This is a genomic window from Nocardioides sp. W7, assembly GCF_022919075.1.
Lineage (GTDB): Bacteria > Actinomycetota > Actinomycetes > Propionibacteriales > Nocardioidaceae > Nocardioides.
On the sequence record NZ_CP095078.1, the window covers coordinates 3836606 to 3856157 of the forward strand.

Below are 19552 nucleotides of genomic sequence, written 5' to 3' on the forward strand. Positions count from 1 at the left end.
GACAGTCGAGCCTATCGTCCCCGGATCAGCCGCCGGACCCGCTCCCAGCGCTCCTTGACCGCGGCCTCCGCACCGAGGGCGGTCGGCTGGTAGTAGGTGGCGTCGTTGACGACGTCGGGGGCGTACTGCTGCTCGGCGATGCCGTACGGCGCGTCATGGCTGTACTGGTACCCCTTGCCGTGCCCCAGTTTCTTGGCCCCGCCGTAGTGGGCGTCGCGCAGGTGGCCGGGCACCGGACCGATCTTTCCGGCCTTCACGTCCGCGATCGCCGCGCCGATGGCAGTGGTGACGGCGTTCGACTTCGGTGCGACGGCCAGCGCGATCGTGGCGTGCGCGAGGGTCAGCTGGGCCTCCGGCATGCCGATCAGCTGGACCACCTGGGCGGCCGCCACAGCCGTGGTGATCGCGGTCGGGTCGGCCAGCCCGATGTCCTCGCTGGCCAGGATCACCAGCCGTCGCGCGATGAACCGCGGGTCCTCCCCCGCCTCCATCATCCGGGCCAGGTAGTGCAGGGCCGCGTCGGCGTCCGAGCCGCGCACCGACTTGATGAAGGCGCTGGTGACGTCGTAGTGCTGGTCGCCCTGGCGGTCGTAGCGGACCGCCGCCTGGTCGACCGCCAGCTCGGCCGTGGCCAGGTCGACGACGATCGGCTCCTCACCGGTGCCCGGTCTCGTCGAGACCGCGGCCCCCGTCGCGGCCTCCAGGTAGGTCAGGGAGCGTCGGGCGTCGCCGCCGGCGAGCCGGACCAGGTGGTCGAGGGCGTCGTTGTCGATGGTGAACCGGCCGCCGAGCCCGCGCTCGTCGACCAGCGCCTGCGCGACCACGGCGCGCACGTCGTCGTCGGTGAGCGACTCCAGGCGCAGCAGCAGGCTCCGCGAGAGCAGCGGCGAGATGACCGAGAAGAAGGGGTTCTCGGTGGTCGCGGCCACCAGGGTCACCCAGCGGTTCTCCACCCCTGGCAGCAGCGCGTCCTGCTGCGCCTTGCTGAACCGGTGCACCTCGTCGACGAACAGCACGGTCTCGTTGCCGGTCGCCACCAGCTGGGCCCGGGCGGAGTCGATCGCCGCCCGCACCTCCTTGACGCCGGCCGAGACCGCCGAGACCTCGACGAAGCGCCGGTCGGTCTGCTGGCTGACGATCGAGGCGATCGTCGTCTTTCCGGTGCCCGGCGGCCCCCACAGCAGCAGGGACATCGACTGGTCGTTCTCGATCAGCTGGCGCAGTGGCGCGCCGGGAGCGCGCAGCTGCTCCTGGCCGACCAGCTCGTCGAGCGTGCGCGGCCGCATCCGCACGGCGAGCGGCGCCGAGGCGTGCGTGTTCGCCGCCAGCGAGCCACCGCCCCCGCCGCCGGGGCGGGGCACGTCGAAGAGTCCGTCCACGTCGAAGACCTTACGGGGGCCCGAGGTGCGAGTCCGCCCCAGCGTCAGGGGCTCACCACGGTGCGGCTCTGCACGTCGAACCACCGGTCCTCGTAGCTCGACCCGGTCATCAGCTCGACGTCCACCGGCTGGGTCGTCGACGACGCGTCCGGGTTGCCCCGGTCGTCGACGCCGAGCAGGCCGGTGGTCACGGGGCGCTGCGGAGCCTTGCCCAGCTCTCCGGCGAAGTGGCACGCGACCTTGTGGCGCGGTCCGATCTGCAGCAGCGGCGGCTCGACCTTGGCGCAGATCTCCTGCGCCAGGTGGCACCGGGTGCGGAACCGGCAGCCGGACGGCGGGTTGATCGGGCTCGGGACGTCGCCCTCCAGCCGGATCCGCTCCCGGCGGCCACCGATCGCCGCCTGCTTGACGTCGGGCACTGCCGACAGCAGCGCCTGGGTGTAGGGGTGGTGCGGGCGGCTGTAGAGCGTCTCGCGGTCGGCGATCTCGACGATCTTGCCGAGGTACATCACCGCGACCTCCGGGCAGAAGTGCCGGACCACCGCCAGGTCGTGGGCGATGAACAGGAAGGCGATGTTGAACTCACGCTGGAGGTCCTGGAGCAGGTTGATCACCTGCGCCTGGATGGACACGTCGAGCGCCGAGACCGGCTCGTCGGCCACGAGCAGGCGCGGGTTCAGGGTCAGGGCGCGCGCGATCCCGATGCGCTGCCGCTGGCCGCCGGAGAACTCGTTGGGGTAGCGGTTGTAGTGCTCGGGGTTGAGTCCGACGACCTCGAGGAGCTCCTTGACCCGACCGACGATCTGGTTCTTCGGCACCACGTTGTGGACCGACAGCGGGGCACCGACGATCGACCCGACGGTGTGCCGCGGGTTCAACGAGGTGTAGGGGTCCTGGAAGATCATCTGCACGTTGCGCCGTACCGGCTTGAGCTCGCGCTTGCTCAGCGTGGCCAGGTCCTGGCCGCCGAACTGCATCGAGCCCGACGTGGGCTTGTAGAGCCGGGTGATCAGGCGGCCCGTCGTGGACTTGCCGCAGCCGGACTCCCCCACCAGCCCGAGGGAGCCGCCCTCGGGCACCTGGAAGGAGATGCCGTCGACGGCCTGGACGTGGCCGACCGTACGGCGCACCAGCCCGGCCGACCTCACCGGGAAGTACATCCGCAGGTCCTCGACGGTGAGGACCGGCTCGGCCCGCGGGTCGAGCTTCGCGGCGGTGTGCCCCTGGCCGGCGATCTCGTGGAACAGGTCCTCGCCAGGGGTCGTCGTCTCGTCACTCATCAGGCCTCCTCGACCAGGTCGGGGGCGATCTCGGGCAGGACCTCGTCGATGTAGACCGACTCGGGGTCGGCCAGGTGGCACCGCTTGAGGTGGGCGCTGCCGGGGACGACCGGCACGAGCTCGGGCATCGTCGTGCGGCACAGGTCACCCGGCACCTTGTCCCGGTGCGCGCACCGGGGGTTGAACGAGCACCCCGGCGGCGGGTCCAACAGGCTGGGCGGGTTGCCCGGGATCGGGATCAGCCGGGCATTGGTGTCGGCCTGTACGTCGGGGACGCTGGAGAGCAGACCCCAGGTGTAGGGCATCGAAGGACGGGTCAGCAGCTGCTTGGTCGTGCCGTACTCGACGGCGCGGCCGGCGTACATCACCAGGACGTCGTCGGCCATCTCGGCGATCACCCCGAGGTCGTGGGTGATGATGACGATCGCGGAGTTGAACTCGCGCTGGAGATCCTGCAGCAGGTCGAGGATCTGCGCCTGCACCGTCACGTCGAGCGCCGTGGTGGGCTCGTCGGCGATCAGCAGCGACGGGTCGTTGATCAGGCCCATCGCGATCATGGCGCGCTGCCGCATGCCGCCGGAGAACTGGTGCGGGTAGTCGTCGACGCGGCTGTCGGGCTGCGGGATGCCCACCCGGTCGAGCATCTCGATCGCGCGGCGCCGGGCGTCGCGCTTGGAGGCGCTCGGGTGATGCACGCCGTACGCCTCGGTGAGCTGCGCGCCGACCCGGTAGAACGGGTGCAGCGCGGCCAGGGCGTCCTGGAAGATCATCGAGACGGTGTTGCCGCGCAGCTTGCGCATGGCGGGCTCGGCGAGGCCGACGATCTCCTGGCCGCCGACCCGGATCGAGCCGGAGACCGTCGAGCGCTGCGGGTCGTGCAGACCGAGGACGGCCATGCTGGACACCGACTTGCCGGAGCCGGACTCGCCGACGATGCCGAGGGTCTTGCCCAGCGCGACGGTGTAGCTGACCCCGTTGACCGCTCGGAGCGGGCCGTCCGGGGTGGGGAACTCGACGGACAGGTCCTCGACGACGAGGAACGGGTCGCTGTCGGACACGGTGGTGCCTGACCTTTCGACGGGGCTGGAGACGGGTGTGGTCATGACAGGCGCACCCGGGGGTCGAGGCCGCTGTAGACGATGTCCACGATGAGGTTGCAGCTGACCATGATGATCGCCGTGAACAAGGCGGTGGCCGAGACGACCGGCAGATCGAGGGCGTAGACCCCGCGCAGACCCCACAGGCCGATGCCCTGGATCTCGAAGATCCGCTCGGTGAACAGCGTGCCCGCCAACAGCACCCCGAGGTCGATGCCGAAGATCGTGACGACCGGCACCAGCGCGCTGCGCAGGCCGTGCCGGTAGACCACCTTGTTGGGCGTCAGGCCCTTGGCCTTCGCGGTACGGATGTAGTCCTCACCGAGGGTCTCGACCATCGCGCCGCGGGTGTAACGGGTGTACTGGGTGCTGCCCCACAGACCCAGGCACAGCCAGGGCAGCAACAGGCCGGTGAACCAGGCCACCGGGTCTTCGCGCAGCGGCGTGTAGCCGCTCGATCCGAGGATCGGGACGTCCCAGATCAGCGTGAAGTAGAGCCAGGCGAGTAGGGCCAGCAGGTAGTACGGCACCGAGCTGATGAACAGGAACGTGGTCACCAGCGTCTTGTCGCCCAGCGTGCCGCGTCTTCGCGCGGCTGCCACTCCGACGGGTATGCCGATGATCAGGTAGAGCGCCGCGCTGCCGAGGGCCAGCGAGATGGTGGCCGGCAGCCGGGTGATCATCTCGTCCCAGATCAGGCCCCGGGAGCGGTAGGAGAAGCCCAGGCACGGAGCGTCGCAGTCGATCGTCGAGCTGCCGACCTCGATCTCCCGCCCGGTGAAGATGCCGGTGAAGTACTTGCCGTACTCGGTGACGATGCTGTTGTTGTAACCCATCTGCTCCTCGTACTGCGCCAGCCGCTCGGGCGTGCAGCGGTTGGAGGTCTCCTGGAGGCAGATCGGCCGCGCGGGGCTGGACGGGCCGTACCAGAACAGCGCGAAGATCGCCATCGAGACGAGGATGATGACGACCACTCCGGCGAGCAGTCTCTTGATGATGTAGGCGAGCATCGAGCCCAGCACCTCTCACGGCGAGGAATTCGGGATTGGGCAGGAGGATGGGGGCCAGGCGGACCCGGCCCCCATCCGCTGCAGATTCACAGCAGGAACAGCTGCATCACTGGATGATGAAGAGATCCTTGTAGTTGATCGCGCTCATCGCGGCGTCACCGGTGAAGCCACCGATCTTGGCGCCGGCGCCGTACAGGTCGTTGCGGTAGGAGACCGGGATCAACGGGAAGAACTCGGTGCCGATCTGCTCGTCGAGGTCACCCCACGCGGCCGGCTGCTCCTCGATCGGCAGCGTCGGGATCTCCTTGATCCGGTCGTCGATCTCCGGCTCGGAGAAGAACGACGTGTTGTAGCGCTGACCGGTGACGACCAGCGGCGGGATCATCGTCGAGGCCGACGGCCAGTCCGAGCACCAGTTGGAGTTGCGCAGGTTCAGCTTCTGGTTGATCGGGTTGTCCGGGTCGTCGTAGAGGTCGTAGTAGTCCTCCTGGAACGGGATCATCTCGACGGTGAAGCCGCCCTGCTCGTACCCCTTCTTCTCCTGCTCGGCCGCGGCCTTGAGCTCGGCGTCGGAGTCGTCGTAGATCATCGTCAGCTTGTAGCCCTCGGCGCCGGCCTCGGCCAGCAGCTCCTTGGCCTTCTCGGGCTGGAACGTGAACTGCTCACCGTCCGGGAAGTACTCCTTACGGCCCGACATGCCGGGAGGCATGATCGTGCTCGCGGGGATCCGGGTGAGGTTCGGAACCTGACCGCCGGCCAGCGTGATGTTGTCGAAGTCGTAGGAGTACGCGATCGCCTTGCGGATGTTCGGGTCGGTGATCTTGGTGTAGTCCGGGTTCTTGTAGCTGACGCACTGGCCGGTCTGCTGGATGAAGTTGTCGCCCAGGGCCTGCTCGAGCTTCTGCACGTTCGTGGCACCGAGACCGTTGCTCACGGTCGTCTGGCCCTCCGCGCTCTCACTCATGAGGATCTGGTCGACCTTCTCCTGATCCTGGTCGAACTTGATGGTCCAGGAGTCGGCGTACTGGTGGCGAGCCGGGTCGGAGGCCGGGTCCCAGTTGGGGTTCTTGACCAGGGTCAGCGACTCGCTGGGGCGGAACTCCTTGATCATGTAGGGGCCGGTCGACAGCGGCTTGCGGCCGTAGGCGGGGAAGTCGGAGTTCTCCAGCGGGATCGGCCCCATCGCCATGAACGCGCCCCAGAAGTCCATGTCCGGGAACGGCTGGGTCATCTTGATGGTGAGGTCCTGGCCGTCGACGGTGATGCCGGGGCAGTCGCCGGACTTCGTCGGGCCCGCGTAACCCTCGCCGCAGTCGATGTTCTCGACGGAGTAGACCTGACCCGGTCCACCGGTGAAGGTCTCGGAGTCGAAGGTCCGCTCGATGCCGAACTTGACCTCCTCGGCGGTGATCGGGTCACCGGTCTCCCACTTCACGCCGTCCTTCAGCGTGAAGGTCCACTCGGTGAAGTCGTCGTTCGGCCGGCCGAGGTCGGTGGCGAGGTCGGGGACCAGCTCCATGTCGCCGTCCGCGTTGCGGCGGTACTGGGTCAGGGAGCGGTGGGTCAGGGCCTGCTGGATCGAGTTGCCCAGCACGGACCAGCCGTTGGCCGGATCGAGATCCGAGGGACCGATGTCACTCGGGATGAGGACGGTGATGTCCCCACCGGTCGCCGACCCCTCGATCTCGGGGGCCGGGCCCGCGGCGTCCGGCACCTTGCCGAAGCCCGAGCCGGCCTCCTGGAAATCGCGGTCGCTCGTGTCGTTGTTCCCGCCGTCGTCGTCCCCGCCACAGGCGGCGAGCGTCGAGACGAGGGCAACGCAGGCGACCGCTGCAAGCGACTTGCTTCGCTTCATCGTGTCTTGCCTTCCTCTTCATCCGTGCCACGAACCCGAAGCTCGCGACCACATCTAGGGAGTGGGACCTGGACCCGTCAGCGTCGGGTCTTGGGGTCCACCGCGTCGCGGATCGCGTCGCCGAGCAGGTTGAGGGTGACCACGAGCACCACGATGCCGAGCAGCGGCTGCCACAGGAACTGCGGGTACAGCTCGAAGTAGGCGGTGGCCTGCCCGATCGTCTGGCCCCAGGACTCACCCTGGGTGATGCCAACCCCGAGGAACGCCAGCGCGGCCTCGGCGGCGATGAACGCCGGCAGCATCAGCGAGATCGCCACCACGATCGGGGCGACCAGGTTGGGCAGCAGCTCGCGGAACATGATCCGGTGCGTGGGCATCCCGATCACCTCGGCGGACTGGACGAACTCGCGCTCGCGCAGCGAGAGCACCTCGCCGCGTACCAGGCGCGCCATCGACATCCAGCCGAAGCCGGCCAGGATGATCACCAGCGAGACGACCTGCATCTGGGCGTAGACGTCCGGCTTCAGCGCGAAGCGCTCGTTGAGGATCGGGGCGATGATCAGGCCGATCAGGACGTACGGCAGCGTCAGGAACGCGTCGGTGAAGAACGAGATGACCTTGTCGACCCGGCCGCCGACGAAGCCCGCCAGCAAGCCCAGCACGATGCCGAGCAGGCCGGCGACGATCGTGGAGATCGTGGCGACCATCAGCGAGGTGCGGCAGCCGTAGAGCCAGACCGCGAGGTTGTCCTCGGCCGTCTTCGGCGCAATGCCGAACGGGTGGTTCGGGTCGAAGGCGCCGTTGGGCGGGCCCTTGAACGGCATGCCGCCGTTGAGGTAGTCCAGCTGCTTCGCGGGGTTGCCGGGACCGGTCTCGACCCCGAAGGCCTTCGCGATCTGGCCCGCGAAGATCGCGATGAACACGAACACCAGCACGATCGCCAGGCAGATCATCGCCAGCTTGTCGTGACGAAGCCGGTTCAGCGCGATCCGCAGCGGGGACTGGCTCTTGACCGGACCTCGACCCGACCCGTCGTTCTGCACCTCGGGGGCCTCGTCGCTCAGGTGTCCGAGCGTCTCGGCGGAAACCGGCGGCAGCGACATGCTCTCCCCATCAGGTCGTGGTGCCGAATCGCTTCGGCGGCGCACCCCGGGAGCGCGCCGCCCGCGACTCTATGTGACCAGGACCGGACTCAGCGATCACCCGCGAGTAACGATCTGGTCTCGACAGGTGGACCTGACCCGTCCGGTCGATCAGTTCTCTGCCGGGACTTCCTTCGCCGGGACGGCGTCGACCCCGGCCTCCTTGCGCTGCTGGGGGGTGATCGGCGCAGGGGCGGCCGTCAGCGGGTCGAAGCCGCCACCGGACTTCGGGAACGCGATGACGTCGCGGATCGAGTCCGTTCCAGCCAGCAGAGCGACGATCCGGTCCCAGCCGAAGGCGATGCCGCCGTGCGGCGGCGCGCCGTACTTGAACGCGTCGAGGAGGAAGCCGAACTTCTCCTGAGCCTCGTCCTCGGCGATGCCCATCACCTCGAAGACGCGCTTCTGCACGTCCTCCTGGTGGATACGGATCGACCCGCCGCCGATCTCGTTGCCGTTGCAGACGATGTCGTAGGCCCAGGCGATCGCGTTGCCGGGGTCGCTGTCGAAGCCCTCCAGCTCCTGGGGGCTGGTGAAGGCGTGGTGGACGGCCGTCCACGCACCACTGCCGACCGCGACGTCACCGGCCGCGGTCGCGTCGTCCGCGGGCTCGAAGAGCGGCGCGTCGACGACCCAGAGGAAGCTCCAGGCGGACTCGTCGATCAGGCCGCAGCGGCGGCCGATCTCCAGGCGCGCGGCGCCCAGGAGCGCCCGGCTGGGCTTGGGCAGGCCGGCGCCGAAGAAGACGCAGTCACCGGGCGCGGCGCCGACGTGGGCGGCCAGTCCGGCCTTCTCCTCGTCGGTGATGTTCTTGGCCACCGGGCCGGTGAGCTCGCCGTCCTCCTGGACCAGGACGTACGCCAGGCCGCGCGCCCCGCGCTGCTTGGCCCACTCCTGCCAGGCGTCGAGCTGCTTGCGGGGCTGGCTCGCTCCCCCGGGCATCACCACGGCGCCGACGTACGGCGCCTGGAAGACCCGGAACGGGGTGTCCTTGAAGTAGTCGGTGCAGTCGACGAGCTCCTGGCCCATCCGCAGGTCGGGCTTGTCGGAGCCGTAGCGGGCCATCGACTCGGCGTAGGTCATCCGCGGCAGCGGGGTGGGTACGTCGTACCCGACGAGCTTCCACAGCGCCGTGAGGATCTCCTCGGCGACGGCGATCACGTCGTCCTGCTCGACGAAGCTCATCTCGATGTCGAGCTGGGTGAACTCCGGCTGCCGGTCGGCCCGGAAGTCCTCGTCGCGGTAGCAGCGCGCGATCTGGAAGTAACGCTCCATGCCCGCGACCATGAGCAGCTGCTTGAACAGCTGCGGGCTCTGCGGGAGGGCGTACCAGCTGCCGGGCTGCAGGCGGGCGGGCACCAGGAAGTCCCGCGCGCCCTCGGGGGTGCTGCGGGTCAGGGTGGGCGTCTCGATCTCGACGAAGTCGTGGCGGTCGAGCACGTCGCGTGCGGCCCTGTTGACCTTGCTGCGAAGCCGCAGCGCCTGGTTGGGCCCCGAGCGGCGCAGGTCGAGGTAGCGGTGCCGGAGCCGCGCCTCCTCCCCCACGTCCACGTGGTCGCTGATCGGGAACGGCAGCGGTGCCGCGGCGCTGAGCACCTCGACGTCGGTGGCCACGACCTCGATCGCGCCGGTCGCGAGGTTGGGGTTCTCGTTGCCGTCCTTGCGCGCGGTCACCTCGCCGGTGACCTTCAGGCAGTACTCCGCGCGCAGGTGGTGGGCCACCGCCTCGTCGCGGATGACGACCTGGACGATGCCGCTGGCCTCGCGCAGGTCGATGAAGGCCACGCCGCCGTGGTCACGCCGGTTGGCCACCCAGCCGGCGAGGGTGACGGTCTGGCCGACGTGCTCGGCACGAAGGGTGCCTGCGTCGTGGGTGCGGATCACTGCTGCTCCTCTGGGTTCGCCGCCGCGACGTGGGGTCGCAGGTCGGCGGTGGGTGGGGTCCAGGAGGCCGGGTCCGCGGCCACCTGGTCCCCCGATCGGATGTCCTTGACCTGATGGGTCCCGTCGTCCTGCACGAACCAGACGAACGGGATGCCGCGACGCTCCGCGTAGCGGATCTGCTTGCCGAACTTCTGCGCCGAGGCGGCGACCTCGCACGGCACGCCCTGCGAACGCAGCGCGGTGGCCACGCCGTCGCTGACGGACCGCGACTCCTCGTCCGTGACCGCGACGAGCACGGCGCTGGGGACCTTGCGGTCGGCCGCGAGCCCGGTGCGGGTCGCCAGCGTGACCAGCACCCGGCTGAGGCCGAGCGAGATACCGACGCCGGGGTACGTCGTACGCCCGTCCGAGGCGAGGGCGTCGTACCGGCCCCCGGAGCAGATCGAGCCCAGGGACTCGTAGCCGTCGAGCCGGGTCTCGAAGACCGTGCCCGTGTAGTAGTCCAGGCCGCGGGCGATCGACAGGTCGGCCTCCACGCGCACCCGGTCGGTGACCAGCGGGGCGCAGGCGGTGACGAGCTCGGCGAGCTCCGCGAGCCCCTCGTCGAGCAGCTCGTGCTCGACCCCGAGCGCCCGCACGGCCGCGACGAAGGAGTCGTCGGCGGCCCGGATGGTGGCCAGCGAGAGCACCCGGTCGGCGGTGGCGCCGTCGAGGCCGACCTCGTCGACGAGCATCGAGCGGACCCGCTCGACCGGCAGCTTGTCGAGCTTGTCGACCACGCGCATGACCTCGTCGGTCGCATCGCCGCTCGCGATGCCGAGGCCGGCGTAGAAGCCCTGGATCAGCTTGCGGTTGTTGACCTGGAGCCGGAAGCCCGGCAGGAAGGCGAGCCGACTGAGCGCGTCCACCATCACGCGGGTGACCTCGACGTCGTGGTGGAACGGCAGCACGTCGCGACCGACGATGTCGATGTCGGCCTGGGTGAACTCGCGGTAGCGGCCCTCCTGGGGCCGTTCGCCGCGCCAGACCTTCTGGATCTGGTAGCGCCGGAACGGGAACTCCAGCTTGCCGGCGTTCTCCAGCACGTAGCGGGCGAAGGGCACCGTCAGGTCGAAGTGCAGGCCGAGGCCGGCGTGGCCCTCGGCCGACTCCTCGTGCAGCCGGCGCAGCAGGTAGACCTCCTTGGAGGTGTCGCCCTTGCGCAACAGCTGGTCGAGCGGCTCGACGGCGCGGGTCTCGATGCCCGCGAACCCGTGCAGCTCGAAGGTACGACGCAGCGTGTCGATGACCTGCTGCTCGACGAACCGCTGTTCGGGCAGCAGCTCGGGGAACCCGCTCAGCGGGGTGGGCTTGCTCAACTCAGAGACCTCGAGTGACTCGACCTGCATCGCCTCGGTCGAGGAGGTCGAGCAGGTAGGGGTTGGTCGCTCGCTCGCGACCGATGGACGTCTGCTCACCGTGACCGGGGAGGACCACGATGTCGTCGGCGAGCGGCAGCACCTTGTTGGTGAGACTGCGCAGCATCGTGGCGTGGTCACCGCCCGGCAGGTCCGTGCGCCCGATCGAGCCCGCGAAGAGCAGGTCGCCGGAGAACATGACCTCGCTGACCTCCTGCTGGGCGTACGGCGTGCGGAAGGTGACCGACCCCTCGGTATGGCCCGGGGTGTGGTCGACGACGAACCGCAGGCCGGCCAGCTCGAGCTCCTGGACGTCGCTCAGCTCGCGGACGTCGTCGGGCTCGGCCCACTGGTAGTCACCGCCCAGCATCATCTGGGTGGTCTCGCGGGACATGCCCGCCATCGGGTCGGAGAGCAGGTGCCGGTCGCTGGGGTGGATCCACGCCGTGGCGTCGTACGTGCCGGCGACGGGGGCCACGCACCACATGTGGTCGACGTGGCCGTGGGTGACCAGCACGGAGACCGGCTTGAGGCGGTGCTCGGCGACGACCTGCGCGACGCCCTCGGCGGCGTCCTTGCCGGGGTCGATGACCACGCACTCGCTCCCGGCGCCGGTGGCGACGACGTAGCAGTTCGTGCCCCAGGGACCCGCGGGGAAGCCGGCGATCAACACCCGGCCACACTACCGAGCGGGTCGCCGCGGTGTCGCACCGGTTCCGGGCGGAGATTCCCGCACTCGCCCGCGCCCGGCCGTGGCTAGAGTGGGCGCCTGCACGTACCGCCCGCGAGCGACCCGAAGATGCGAAGAGGGATCAGCAAGTGACGAGCCATGAGTGGGGCCGCGTCGACGACGACGGCACCGTCTACGTCCGTACCGCCGACGGGGAGCGTTCGGTCGGGCAGTACCCAGAGGGGACTCCCGACGAGGCGCTCGCCTTCTTCACCGAGCGCTACGCCGCCCTCGCCTTCGAGGTCGAGCTGCTCGAGCAACGGATCAACTCCGGGGTGCTCTCCCCCGAGGAGGCCACCGAGTCGGTCAAGACGGTGAAGGCCCAGGTGGTCGACGCGAACGCCGTCGGCGACCTGATCTCGCTCGCCGGCCGACTCGACGCCCTCGGCCCGATCATCGCCCGGCAGCGCGAGGCGCGCCGCGAGGAGCGGGCCCAGCGCTCCGCCGAGGCCAAGGCGGCCAAGGAGGACCTGGTCGCCCAGGCCGAGAAGATCGCGGAGGGCACCGACTGGCGCCACGGCGCCAACAAGCTGCGCGACCTGCTCGAGCAGTGGAAGGCGCTCCCCCGCATCGACCGATCCTCCGACGACGCCCTGTGGCGGCGGTTCTCGACCGCGCGTACGGCGTACACCCGACACCGCAAGACGCACTTCGCCGAGCTCAACGAGCAGCGTGAGGGCGCCCGTGCGGTCAAGGAGCGGCTCGCCGCGGAGGCCGAGTCCCTGGCGGAGTCCACCGAGTGGGGCCCGACCGCCGGCCGCTACCGCGACCTGATGAAGCAGTGGAAGGCCGCCGGTCCCGCACCCAAGGACGTCGACGACGCCCTGTGGAAGCGGTTCCGAGGCGCCCAGGACGCGTTCTTCGGCGCCCGCGACGCCACCAACGCCGCCCTCGACCAGGAGTTCGCCGCGAACGCCGACGTCAAGGAGGCCCTGCTCGTCGAGGCCGAGGCGCTGCTGCCGATCGAGGACGTCGAGGCCGCCAAGCGCGCCTTCCGCGACCTCGCCGACCGCTGGGACGCCGCGGGCAAGGTCCCCCGCGACCGGATGAAGGAGCTGGAGGGCCGGATCCGCAAGGTCGAGCAGGCCATCCGCGAGGTCGAGGAGGACGCCTGGCGCAAGTCCGACCCCGAGAAGTCCGCCCGCGCCGACGACATGGTCACCAAGCTCGAGCAGGCGATCGCCAAGGTCGAGGCCGACCTCGAGAAGGCCCGGACCGCCGGCAACGAGAAGAAGGTGCGCGAGCTGGAGGAGAACCTCGAGTCCCGTCGTTCCTTCCTAGAGATGGCCAAGCGCGCGTCCGAGGACTTCTCCGGCTGACTTCTCGGGCAAGCGGAGCGCAGCCCGTGAAGTGTCGGTGGTCGAGTAGCCCGCCGCGACTGAGGAACGAAGTCGCGCCGAGCGTATCGAGACCCGTCTGCTTCCGTCGCCGGTCGAGTAGCCCGCGAGGAACGAGCGGGCGTATCGAGACCTGGCTGCTTCCGAAGGCAGATGGGTCTCGATACGTCGTTCGCGCCCTCGCAGGCTCGGTCGCGACCGCCTACTCGACCAACGAACGAGCGGCTACTGCGTCACGCGGTAGGCGTCGAAGACGCCCGGCACGCCGCGTACGGCGCGTAGCACGTTGTCGAGGTGCTTGGCCTCGGCCATCTCGAAGGTGAACCGGCTCTTCGCGACCCGGTCGCGGGTGGTCGAGAGGTTGGCGCTGAGGATGTTCACGTGCGCGTCCGAGAGCACCATGGTGATGTCGGAGAGCAGCCGGGCCCGGTCGAGCGCCTCGACCTGGATGTTGACCAGGAACGTCGACTGACCGGTGGGCGCCCACTCGACCTCGAGCAGCTTCTCGGGCTGGGTCTTCAGGTCGACGGCGTTGGTGCAGTCCAGGCGGTGCACCGAAACCCCGCCGCCCTTGGTGACGAAGCCGAGAATCTGGTCGGGAGGCACCGGGGTACAGCACTTGGCGAGCTTGACCCAGACGTCCGGCGCGCCCTTGACGACCACCCCGGCGTCGCCGGCCGAGCCGGTCTTCGCCCGGCCGCGTCGACCGGTGATGGTGACGGCCTCGGAGAGGTCCTCCTGGGCGCTGTCGCTCCCGCCGTGCTCGTCGATCACCCGACGTACGACGGCCTGCGCGGACAGGTTGCCCTCGCCGACCGCGGCGTACATCGCCGAGACGTCCGCGTGGTGGAAGTGGCGGGCCGCGAGGGTCAGCGACTCGTGCGACATCAGCCGCTTGAGGGGCAGCCCCTCCTTGCGCATCAGCCGGGCGATCTGTTCCTTGCCCTGCTCGATGGCCTCCTCGCGGCGCTCCTTGGTGAACCACTGGCGGATCTTGGAGCGGGCCCGCTGGGACTTCACGAAGGTCAGCCAGTCGCGCGAGGGCGCAGCCGTCGGCGACTTGGAGGTGAAGACCTCGACGACGTCGCCGTTCTCCAGCATCGACTCCAGCGGGACCAGGCGACCGTTGACGCGGGCGCCGATCGTGCGGTGGCCGACCTCGGTGTGCACGGCGTAGGCGAAGTCGACCGGCGTGGCCCCCGCGGGCAGCGCGATCACGTCGCCGCGCGGGGTGAACACGTAAGTCTCGGCGCGGTTGATCTCGAAGCGCAGGGACTCCAGGAACTCGCCCGGATCCTCGACCTCGCTCTGCCAGTCGAGCAGCTGGCGGACCCAGGTCATGTCGTCCATGTCGCCCTGGCGGTCGGTGTCGACCCCGGTGCGGCCGTCCTCCTTGTACTTCCAGTGCGCGGCGACGCCGTACTCGGCGCGGCGGTGCATGGCGAAGGTCCGGATCTGCAGCTCGACGGGCTTGCCCTGCGGGCCGATCACCGTCGTGTGCAGCGACTGGTACATGTTGAACTTCGGCATCGCGACGTAGTCCTTGAACCGCCCGAGGACAGGGTTCCAGCGCGAGTGGAGCACGCCGAGGACGCTGTAGCAGTCGCGGTCGTCGTCGACGAGGATCCGGATGCCGACCAGGTCGTAGATGTCGGAGAACTCGCGGCCGCCGACGATCATCTTCTGGTAGATGGAGTAGTAGTGCTTCGGCCGGCCGGTGACCTTGCACTTGATCTTGGCCTCGCGCAGGTCGTTGTCGACCTGGGCGATGACCTCGGCGAGGAACTGGTCGCGCGACGGGGCCCGTTCGGCGACCATCCGCACGATCTCGTCGTAGATCTTGGGGTGCAGGGTCGCGAACGCGAGGTCCTCGAGCTCCCACTTGAGGGTGTTCATGCCGAGCCGGTGGGCCAGCGGAGCGTAGATGTCGAGGGTCTCGCGGGCCTTGCGCTCCTGCGTCTCCTGCTTCACGTAGCGCAGGGTCCGCATGTTGTGGAGACGATCGGCGAGCTTGATGACCAGGACCCGGATGTCGCGCGACATCGCGACGATCATCTTGCGGATCGTCTCGGCCTCGGCCGTCTCGCCGTACCGGACCTTGTCGAGCTTGGTCACACCGTCGACGAGGCGGGCGACCTCCTCGCCGAAGTCGGCGCGCACCTGCTCGAGGGTGTACGGCGTGTCCTCGACCGTGTCGTGCAGCAGCGACGCGACCAGCGTCGGCTCCGTCATCCCGATGTCGGCGAGGATCGTGGTGACCGCGAGCGGGTGGGTGATGTACGGGTCACCGCTCTTGCGCATCTGCGAGCCGTGCATCTTCTCGGCCGTCAGGTAGGCGCGCTCGATCAGCGCCAGATCGGCCTTCGGGTGGTTGGCCCGCACCGAGCGGAAGAGCGGCTCCAGGACCGGGTTCCCGGGCTGGCTGCGGGTGCCCATCCGGGCGAGCCGGGCCCGCATGCTGCGGCCGGGCGGAGTGGCGTCGGAACGCTCGGCCGGGCGAGGGGGCGGACCGGTCCGCCCGGGCGGGGCGGTGCGTTCCTCGGTCACACGAACAGCCTACGCGGCGCTTCAGACGGTGATCAGGCTGGTGACCGGCAGGTCGCCGACCGTCTCACGTCCTGGGAGGAAGGAGAGCTCCATCAGGACGGCGAAGCCGGTGACGGTGCCACCGCACCGCTCGACCAGCTCACGGGTCGCCCGCGCGGTGCCCCCGGTCGCCAGCACGTCGTCGATCAGCAGGACCCGGTCGCCCGGGAGGATCGCGTCACGGTGCAGCTCGAGGGTCGCGTCGGCGTACTCCAGGGAGTACGACACGGCGTGGGTCTCGCGCGGCAGCTTCCCGGCCTTGCGCACCGGGACGAAGCCTGCGCCAAGCGCGAGCGCGACCGGCGCGGCCAGGATGAAGCCGCGCGCCTCCATGCCCACGACCTTGTCGACCACCGTCTCGCCGTCACGCCGGCCGACGTCGGCGAGCGCCGCCACGACCGCCGTCAGCGCGTCGTGGTCGGCGAGGACCGGGGTGATGTCCTTGAAGACGACACCGGGCTCGGGGAAGTCGGGGACGTCGAGCACCAGGCGCTCGAGCGCCGCCCGCGCGACGTCGGCCGCGGTCCCCGAGCCGGCCGTCACTTCAGGCCGCGCTTGGACCTGGTCTGCCGGGTCGGCTGGACCCGACCCGAAGCCCCGCTGGCACGCACCTCACCCTTGGCGGGAGGTACGACGCGGCCGCGGCCGCTCGCCTCGTCGACGCGGGAGGGCGCGGTCGGGCGGGTCACCGGAGCGTCGTCGTCCAGGCCGTCCTCGAGCTCCAGGTCGGGCTCGTCCTGCACCGGCATGTCCTCGACGAACGCCGGGACCGAGGCGTAGCGGTCGGCGTTGGCCTTGGCCCGCGACCGGGCGCGCTTGTCGGAGAGCTGGATCGCCGACTCGCGGCCCTTGAGGTGCACCAGGACGCGCGGGGCGAGCAGCACCGAGGAGTAGATGCCGACGGCCATGCCGACGAACTGCGCCAGCGCGAGGTCCTGCAGCGAGCTCGCACCGAGCTGTACGGCGCTGACGTAGAGGATCGCGCCGATCGGGATCAGCGCCACGATGCCGGTGTTGATCGAGCGGACCAGGGTCTGGTTGACGGCCAGGTTGGCGGCCTCGCCGTACGTCTGGCCGGACTTGCGCAGCTCGTGGGTGTTCTCCCGGATCTTGTCGAAGACCACGACGGTGTCGTAGAGCGAGAAGCCCAGGATGGCGAGCAGGCCGGTGACGGCCGACGGGGTGACCGGGAATCCGGAGAGTGCGTAGATGCCGATCGTGATGACGATGTCGTGGATGAGCGCGATCATCGCAGCGATGGACATCTTCCACTCACGGAAGTAGCCCCAGATGAAGAGCATGACCAGGACGAGGAAGACGGCGACACCGGTGAGCGCCTGCTGGGCGACCTCGCGGCCCCAGCTCGCGCCGATCTCGGTCTGGGACAGGTCCGTGGTCTCCGGGACCGTCTCCTGGATCAGCTCGCCGATCCGGTCGCTGGTCTCGTCGGAGACCTCGCCGACCTCGACCACGATGGCCGAGGTGCCCTCGGTGGTGACCGTCGGCGAGTCGACGTCCTCGAGGCCCTCGTCCGCGATCACATCGCGGATCGCGTCGGCGTTGTCCTGGGTTACCTCCGCGGCCGGCATCGACGCGCGGACCTGGGTGCCGCCGGTGAACTCGACTCCGAAGTTCATCCCCTTGACGAAGATGACGGCGAGCGCAGCCAGCACGACGACCGCCGTGATGGAGTACCACAGCCCTCGTCGACCGACGAAGTCGAACGACCGGGTGCCGCCGTAGAGATCATTTCCGTAGCGCGAGAACTTGCCCATCAGGCCTTGCCTCCTGCCGGGGCCGCGTCCATGCCGAGCGTTTCCTTGCTCAGACCGGACAACTTCCCACCACCGTTGAAGAACCGGAACCGTGCGAGGTACGAGACCAGCGGCTTGGTGAACCAGAAGAGCACCGCGAGGTCGATCAGCGTGGAGAGGCCCAGCGCGAAGCCGAAGCCCTTCACCACGCCGGTGGCGAAGATGTACAGCACCGCTGCCGAGAGCAGCGAGACCACGTTGGCCGCGAGCCGGGTGACCTTGGCCCGCTTCCAGCCGGTCTCCACCGCGACCCGCATCGACTTGCCCTCGCGCATCTCGTCTCGGATGCGTTCGAAGAAGAGGATGAAGGAGTCGGCGGTGACACCGACCGCGATGATGAACCCGGCGATGCCGGGCAGGGTCAGGGTGAAGCCGGCGGTCTCGCTGAGCAGCAGGACCAGCGCGTAGCTGATCCCGGCGGCCACGGCGAGCGAGCCGAACACCACGAGACCCAGGCCGCGGTAGTAGAGCAGGCAGTAGATCATCACCAGGCCGAGTCCGATGGCGCCCGCCCACATACCAGCGCTGAGCTGGTCGCCGGCGAGCGACGGGCCGATGTCCTCGACCGTCACGTCGCGGTCGAAGGCGATCGGCAGCGCACCGAACCGGAGGCTGGTGGCGAGGCTGTCCGCCTCGGCCTCGGTGAAGTCACCTGAGATCTGCGCCTCGCCGTTGGGGATCACACCGTCGAAGCCGAGGGCGGTGACCACCTGGCCGTCCAGCACGATGGCGAAACGCTGCTCCGTCGGGAGCAGCGCCCGGGAGACCTTCTCGAAGGCGTTCTCGCCGGCGCCGCCGATCGACAGGGTCACGACCCAGCCGGTGCCCTGCTGCGGGGTGCCGTAGCTGGCGTCCTTCAGGTCGGTGCCCTCGACGACGGCGGCGGAGAGCAGCATCTTCTCCGAGGCGCCCGCCTCCTCGTTGAACTCACACGAGACGATCGGCCGCTCGGGGTCGTCGACCAGCGTGGCCGGCGTGCCGTCGGTGGGACAGGTGAAGGCGTTGAACGCGTCGATGGAGGCCTGGTCGGGGCTGTTCTGCCACGCCAGGAGCTCCTCGGTCTCGCCGGCCTTCGGGCCGTCGTACTCGACGACCTGGGGGGTCGGCGGCGCGGAGGCCGACGGGTCGGCCGGCGTGGAGCCCTCCGGAGCCTCGGCAGGCGTCGCGGCGGGGTCCGCAGGAGCGGGCTCGTCGGACGGGGCGGGGGTCTCGTCGGCCTGGGCGAAGCCGACCGGCGGGCGGTTGCTGCCCGCGGGCGGCTCGGCGCCGCCGTCGGCGGGCGGGACGACCGCGCCCGGGTCCACGGCGCCGGGCTCGAGGACCGAGCCGTCACCAGGGGCGCCGGCAGCACCGGCGGCGCAGCGGCCGTCGCTGTCGGAGCAGGCCACCAGGCGGAACCGCAGCTGCGCCTGGCGCTTGACCGTCTCCTCCAGCTGGCGCCGGTTCTCGACGTCGCCGGGGACCTCGACCACGACGAACCGGCCGCCCTGGACGGTGACGTCCGCTTCGGCGACACCGGAGCCGTTGACGCGCTGGTCGATGATCTTGCGCGCCTCTTCGAGGCTGTCCTCGTCGGGACTCCCCTGGGCTTGCAGGGTGATCCGGGCACCGCCCTCGAGGTCGAGACCCAGGGCGGGCTTCCAGCTGCCGGCGATCGCAACCAGGCCGTAGAGGATCGCCATGCCCAGGAAGAACACCACCAGGGTGCGCCCCGCGCGGGCGGCGGACGAGCGTGCCATGTCAGATCTCCTCGGGCTCGTCGTCGACGAGCGGCTGCTGGATGATCGAGCCGACCGCGCCGCGGGCGACCTTGATGGTCACCCCTTCGGCGATCTCGACCCGGAGGTGGTCGTCAGCGATCTCCGCGACGTGCGCGAAGACACCCGAGGTCAACATGACCTCGTCCCCGACTGACAACGAACCCTGCATGGTGCGAAGTTCCCGCTGGCGCCTGCTGGCCGGCCGGATGATGAGCAGCCAGAACAACAGCGCGATGGCAACGATCGGCAGCAAGCCGGCGAACTCCACGACGGAACCTCTC

At 69.7% G+C, this 19552-nt stretch carries 15 protein-coding genes; 1 reads left to right on the top strand and 14 read right to left on the bottom strand.

From position 1 onward, the window contains the following. Positions 1-11: 11 nt before the first annotated feature. The 9 genes from MUB56_RS18175 to MUB56_RS18215 form a co-directional block, all read right to left on the bottom strand. Positions 12-1379 carry a replication-associated recombination protein A gene (locus tag MUB56_RS18175; protein ID WP_244928419.1) on the bottom strand — a complete coding sequence of 456 codons (1368 nt, stop codon included), beginning with the start codon at positions 1377-1379 and terminating at the stop codon, positions 12-14. A 44-nt stretch (positions 1380-1423) separates the two neighbouring features. Then, positions 1424-2659 (bottom strand): dipeptide ABC transporter ATP-binding protein, encoded by a 1236-nt coding sequence (locus MUB56_RS18180; RefSeq protein ID WP_244928420.1) that lies wholly within the window; start codon positions 2657-2659, stop codon positions 1424-1426. After that, complete coding sequence (locus MUB56_RS18185) at positions 2659-3717, bottom strand: ABC transporter ATP-binding protein (RefSeq protein ID WP_244928421.1); 1059 nt, start codon at positions 3715-3717, stop codon at positions 2659-2661. Before MUB56_RS18185 ends, MUB56_RS18180 begins: the two co-directional genes overlap by 1 nt. Positions 3718-3758: 41 nt before the next feature. Then, complete coding sequence (locus tag MUB56_RS18190) at positions 3759-4766, bottom strand: ABC transporter permease (protein ID WP_244928422.1); 1008 nt, start codon at positions 4764-4766, stop codon at positions 3759-3761. Positions 4767-4872: 106 nt separating this feature from the next. Then, positions 4873-6621: an ABC transporter substrate-binding protein gene (locus MUB56_RS18195; protein WP_244928423.1), complete on the bottom strand. Its 1749-nt coding sequence runs from the start codon at positions 6619-6621 to the stop codon at positions 4873-4875. A gap of 77 nt (positions 6622-6698) precedes the next feature. Continuing rightward, positions 6699-7724, bottom strand: a complete 1026-nt coding sequence (locus tag MUB56_RS18200) for an ABC transporter permease (protein WP_244928424.1) — start codon at positions 7722-7724, stop codon at positions 6699-6701. A gap of 150 nt (positions 7725-7874) precedes the next feature. Then, positions 7875-9647, bottom strand: coding sequence for an aspartate--tRNA ligase (gene aspS / locus MUB56_RS18205; protein ID WP_244928425.1), 1773 nt, complete (start codon positions 9645-9647; stop codon positions 7875-7877). Then, a complete protein-coding gene (gene hisS, locus MUB56_RS18210; protein WP_244928426.1) occupies positions 9644-11005 on the bottom strand; it encodes a histidine--tRNA ligase in 1362 nt (453 codons plus the stop codon). Before hisS ends, aspS begins: the two co-directional genes overlap by 4 nt. Before the next feature lies 1 nt (position 11006). Beyond that, positions 11007-11717 (bottom strand): MBL fold metallo-hydrolase, encoded by a 711-nt coding sequence (locus MUB56_RS18215; RefSeq protein WP_244928427.1) that lies wholly within the window; start codon positions 11715-11717, stop codon positions 11007-11009. 146 nt (positions 11718-11863) lie between these two features. On the opposite strand from MUB56_RS18215, the gene MUB56_RS18220 reads away from it, so the two are divergent. Then, complete coding sequence (locus MUB56_RS18220; RefSeq protein ID WP_244928428.1) at positions 11864-13093, top strand: DUF349 domain-containing protein; 1230 nt, start codon at positions 11864-11866, stop codon at positions 13091-13093. 243 nt (positions 13094-13336) lie between these two features. Here the strand turns inward: MUB56_RS18220 and MUB56_RS18225 are convergent, their stop codons facing one another. From MUB56_RS18225 to yajC, 5 genes are all read right to left on the bottom strand, one after another. After that, positions 13337-15568 (bottom strand): bifunctional (p)ppGpp synthetase/guanosine-3',5'-bis(diphosphate) 3'-pyrophosphohydrolase, encoded by a 2232-nt coding sequence (locus MUB56_RS18225; RefSeq protein WP_244932443.1) that lies wholly within the window; start codon positions 15566-15568, stop codon positions 13337-13339. A 111-nt stretch (positions 15569-15679) separates the two neighbouring features. Continuing rightward, positions 15680-16240, bottom strand: coding sequence for an adenine phosphoribosyltransferase (locus MUB56_RS18230; protein ID WP_244928429.1), 561 nt, complete (start codon positions 16238-16240; stop codon positions 15680-15682). Continuing rightward, positions 16237-17472 (bottom strand): protein translocase subunit SecF, encoded by a 1236-nt coding sequence (secF, locus tag MUB56_RS18235; RefSeq protein WP_244928430.1) that lies wholly within the window; start codon positions 17470-17472, stop codon positions 16237-16239. Before secF ends, MUB56_RS18230 begins: the two co-directional genes overlap by 4 nt. After that, positions 17472-19250: a protein translocase subunit SecD gene (secD, locus tag MUB56_RS18240; protein ID WP_244928431.1), complete on the bottom strand. Its 1779-nt coding sequence runs from the start codon at positions 19248-19250 to the stop codon at positions 17472-17474. The genes secF and secD overlap by 1 nt, the downstream gene beginning before the upstream one ends. Position 19251: 1 nt before the next feature. Beyond that, positions 19252-19539, bottom strand: a complete 288-nt coding sequence (yajC, locus tag MUB56_RS18245) for a preprotein translocase subunit YajC (protein WP_244928432.1) — start codon at positions 19537-19539, stop codon at positions 19252-19254. Positions 19540-19552: the final 13 nt, after the last annotated feature.

Bases quoted from the DNA above. Each gene is read 5' to 3' on its own strand.
- MUB56_RS18180 (WP_244928420.1), bottom strand. From the start codon at position 2,659: ATGAGTGACGAGACGACGACCCCTGGCGAGGACCTGTTCCACGAGATC.
- MUB56_RS18190 (WP_244928422.1), bottom strand. From the start codon at position 4,766: ATGCTCGCCTACATCATCAAGAGACTGCTCGCCGGAGTGGTCGTCATC.
- MUB56_RS18195 (WP_244928423.1), bottom strand. From the start codon at position 6,621: ATGAAGCGAAGCAAGTCGCTTGCAGCGGTCGCCTGCGTTGCCCTCGTC.
- MUB56_RS18200 (WP_244928424.1), bottom strand. From the start codon at position 7,724: ATGTCGCTGCCGCCGGTTTCCGCCGAGACGCTCGGACACCTGAGCGAC.
- MUB56_RS18225 (WP_244932443.1), bottom strand. From the start codon at position 15,568: ATGCGGGCCCGGCTCGCCCGGATGGGCACCCGCAGCCAGCCCGGGAAC.
- secF (WP_244928430.1), bottom strand. From the start codon at position 17,472: ATGGGCAAGTTCTCGCGCTACGGAAATGATCTCTACGGCGGCACCCGG.
- secD (WP_244928431.1), bottom strand. From the start codon at position 19,250: ATGGCACGCTCGTCCGCCGCCCGCGCGGGGCGCACCCTGGTGGTGTTC.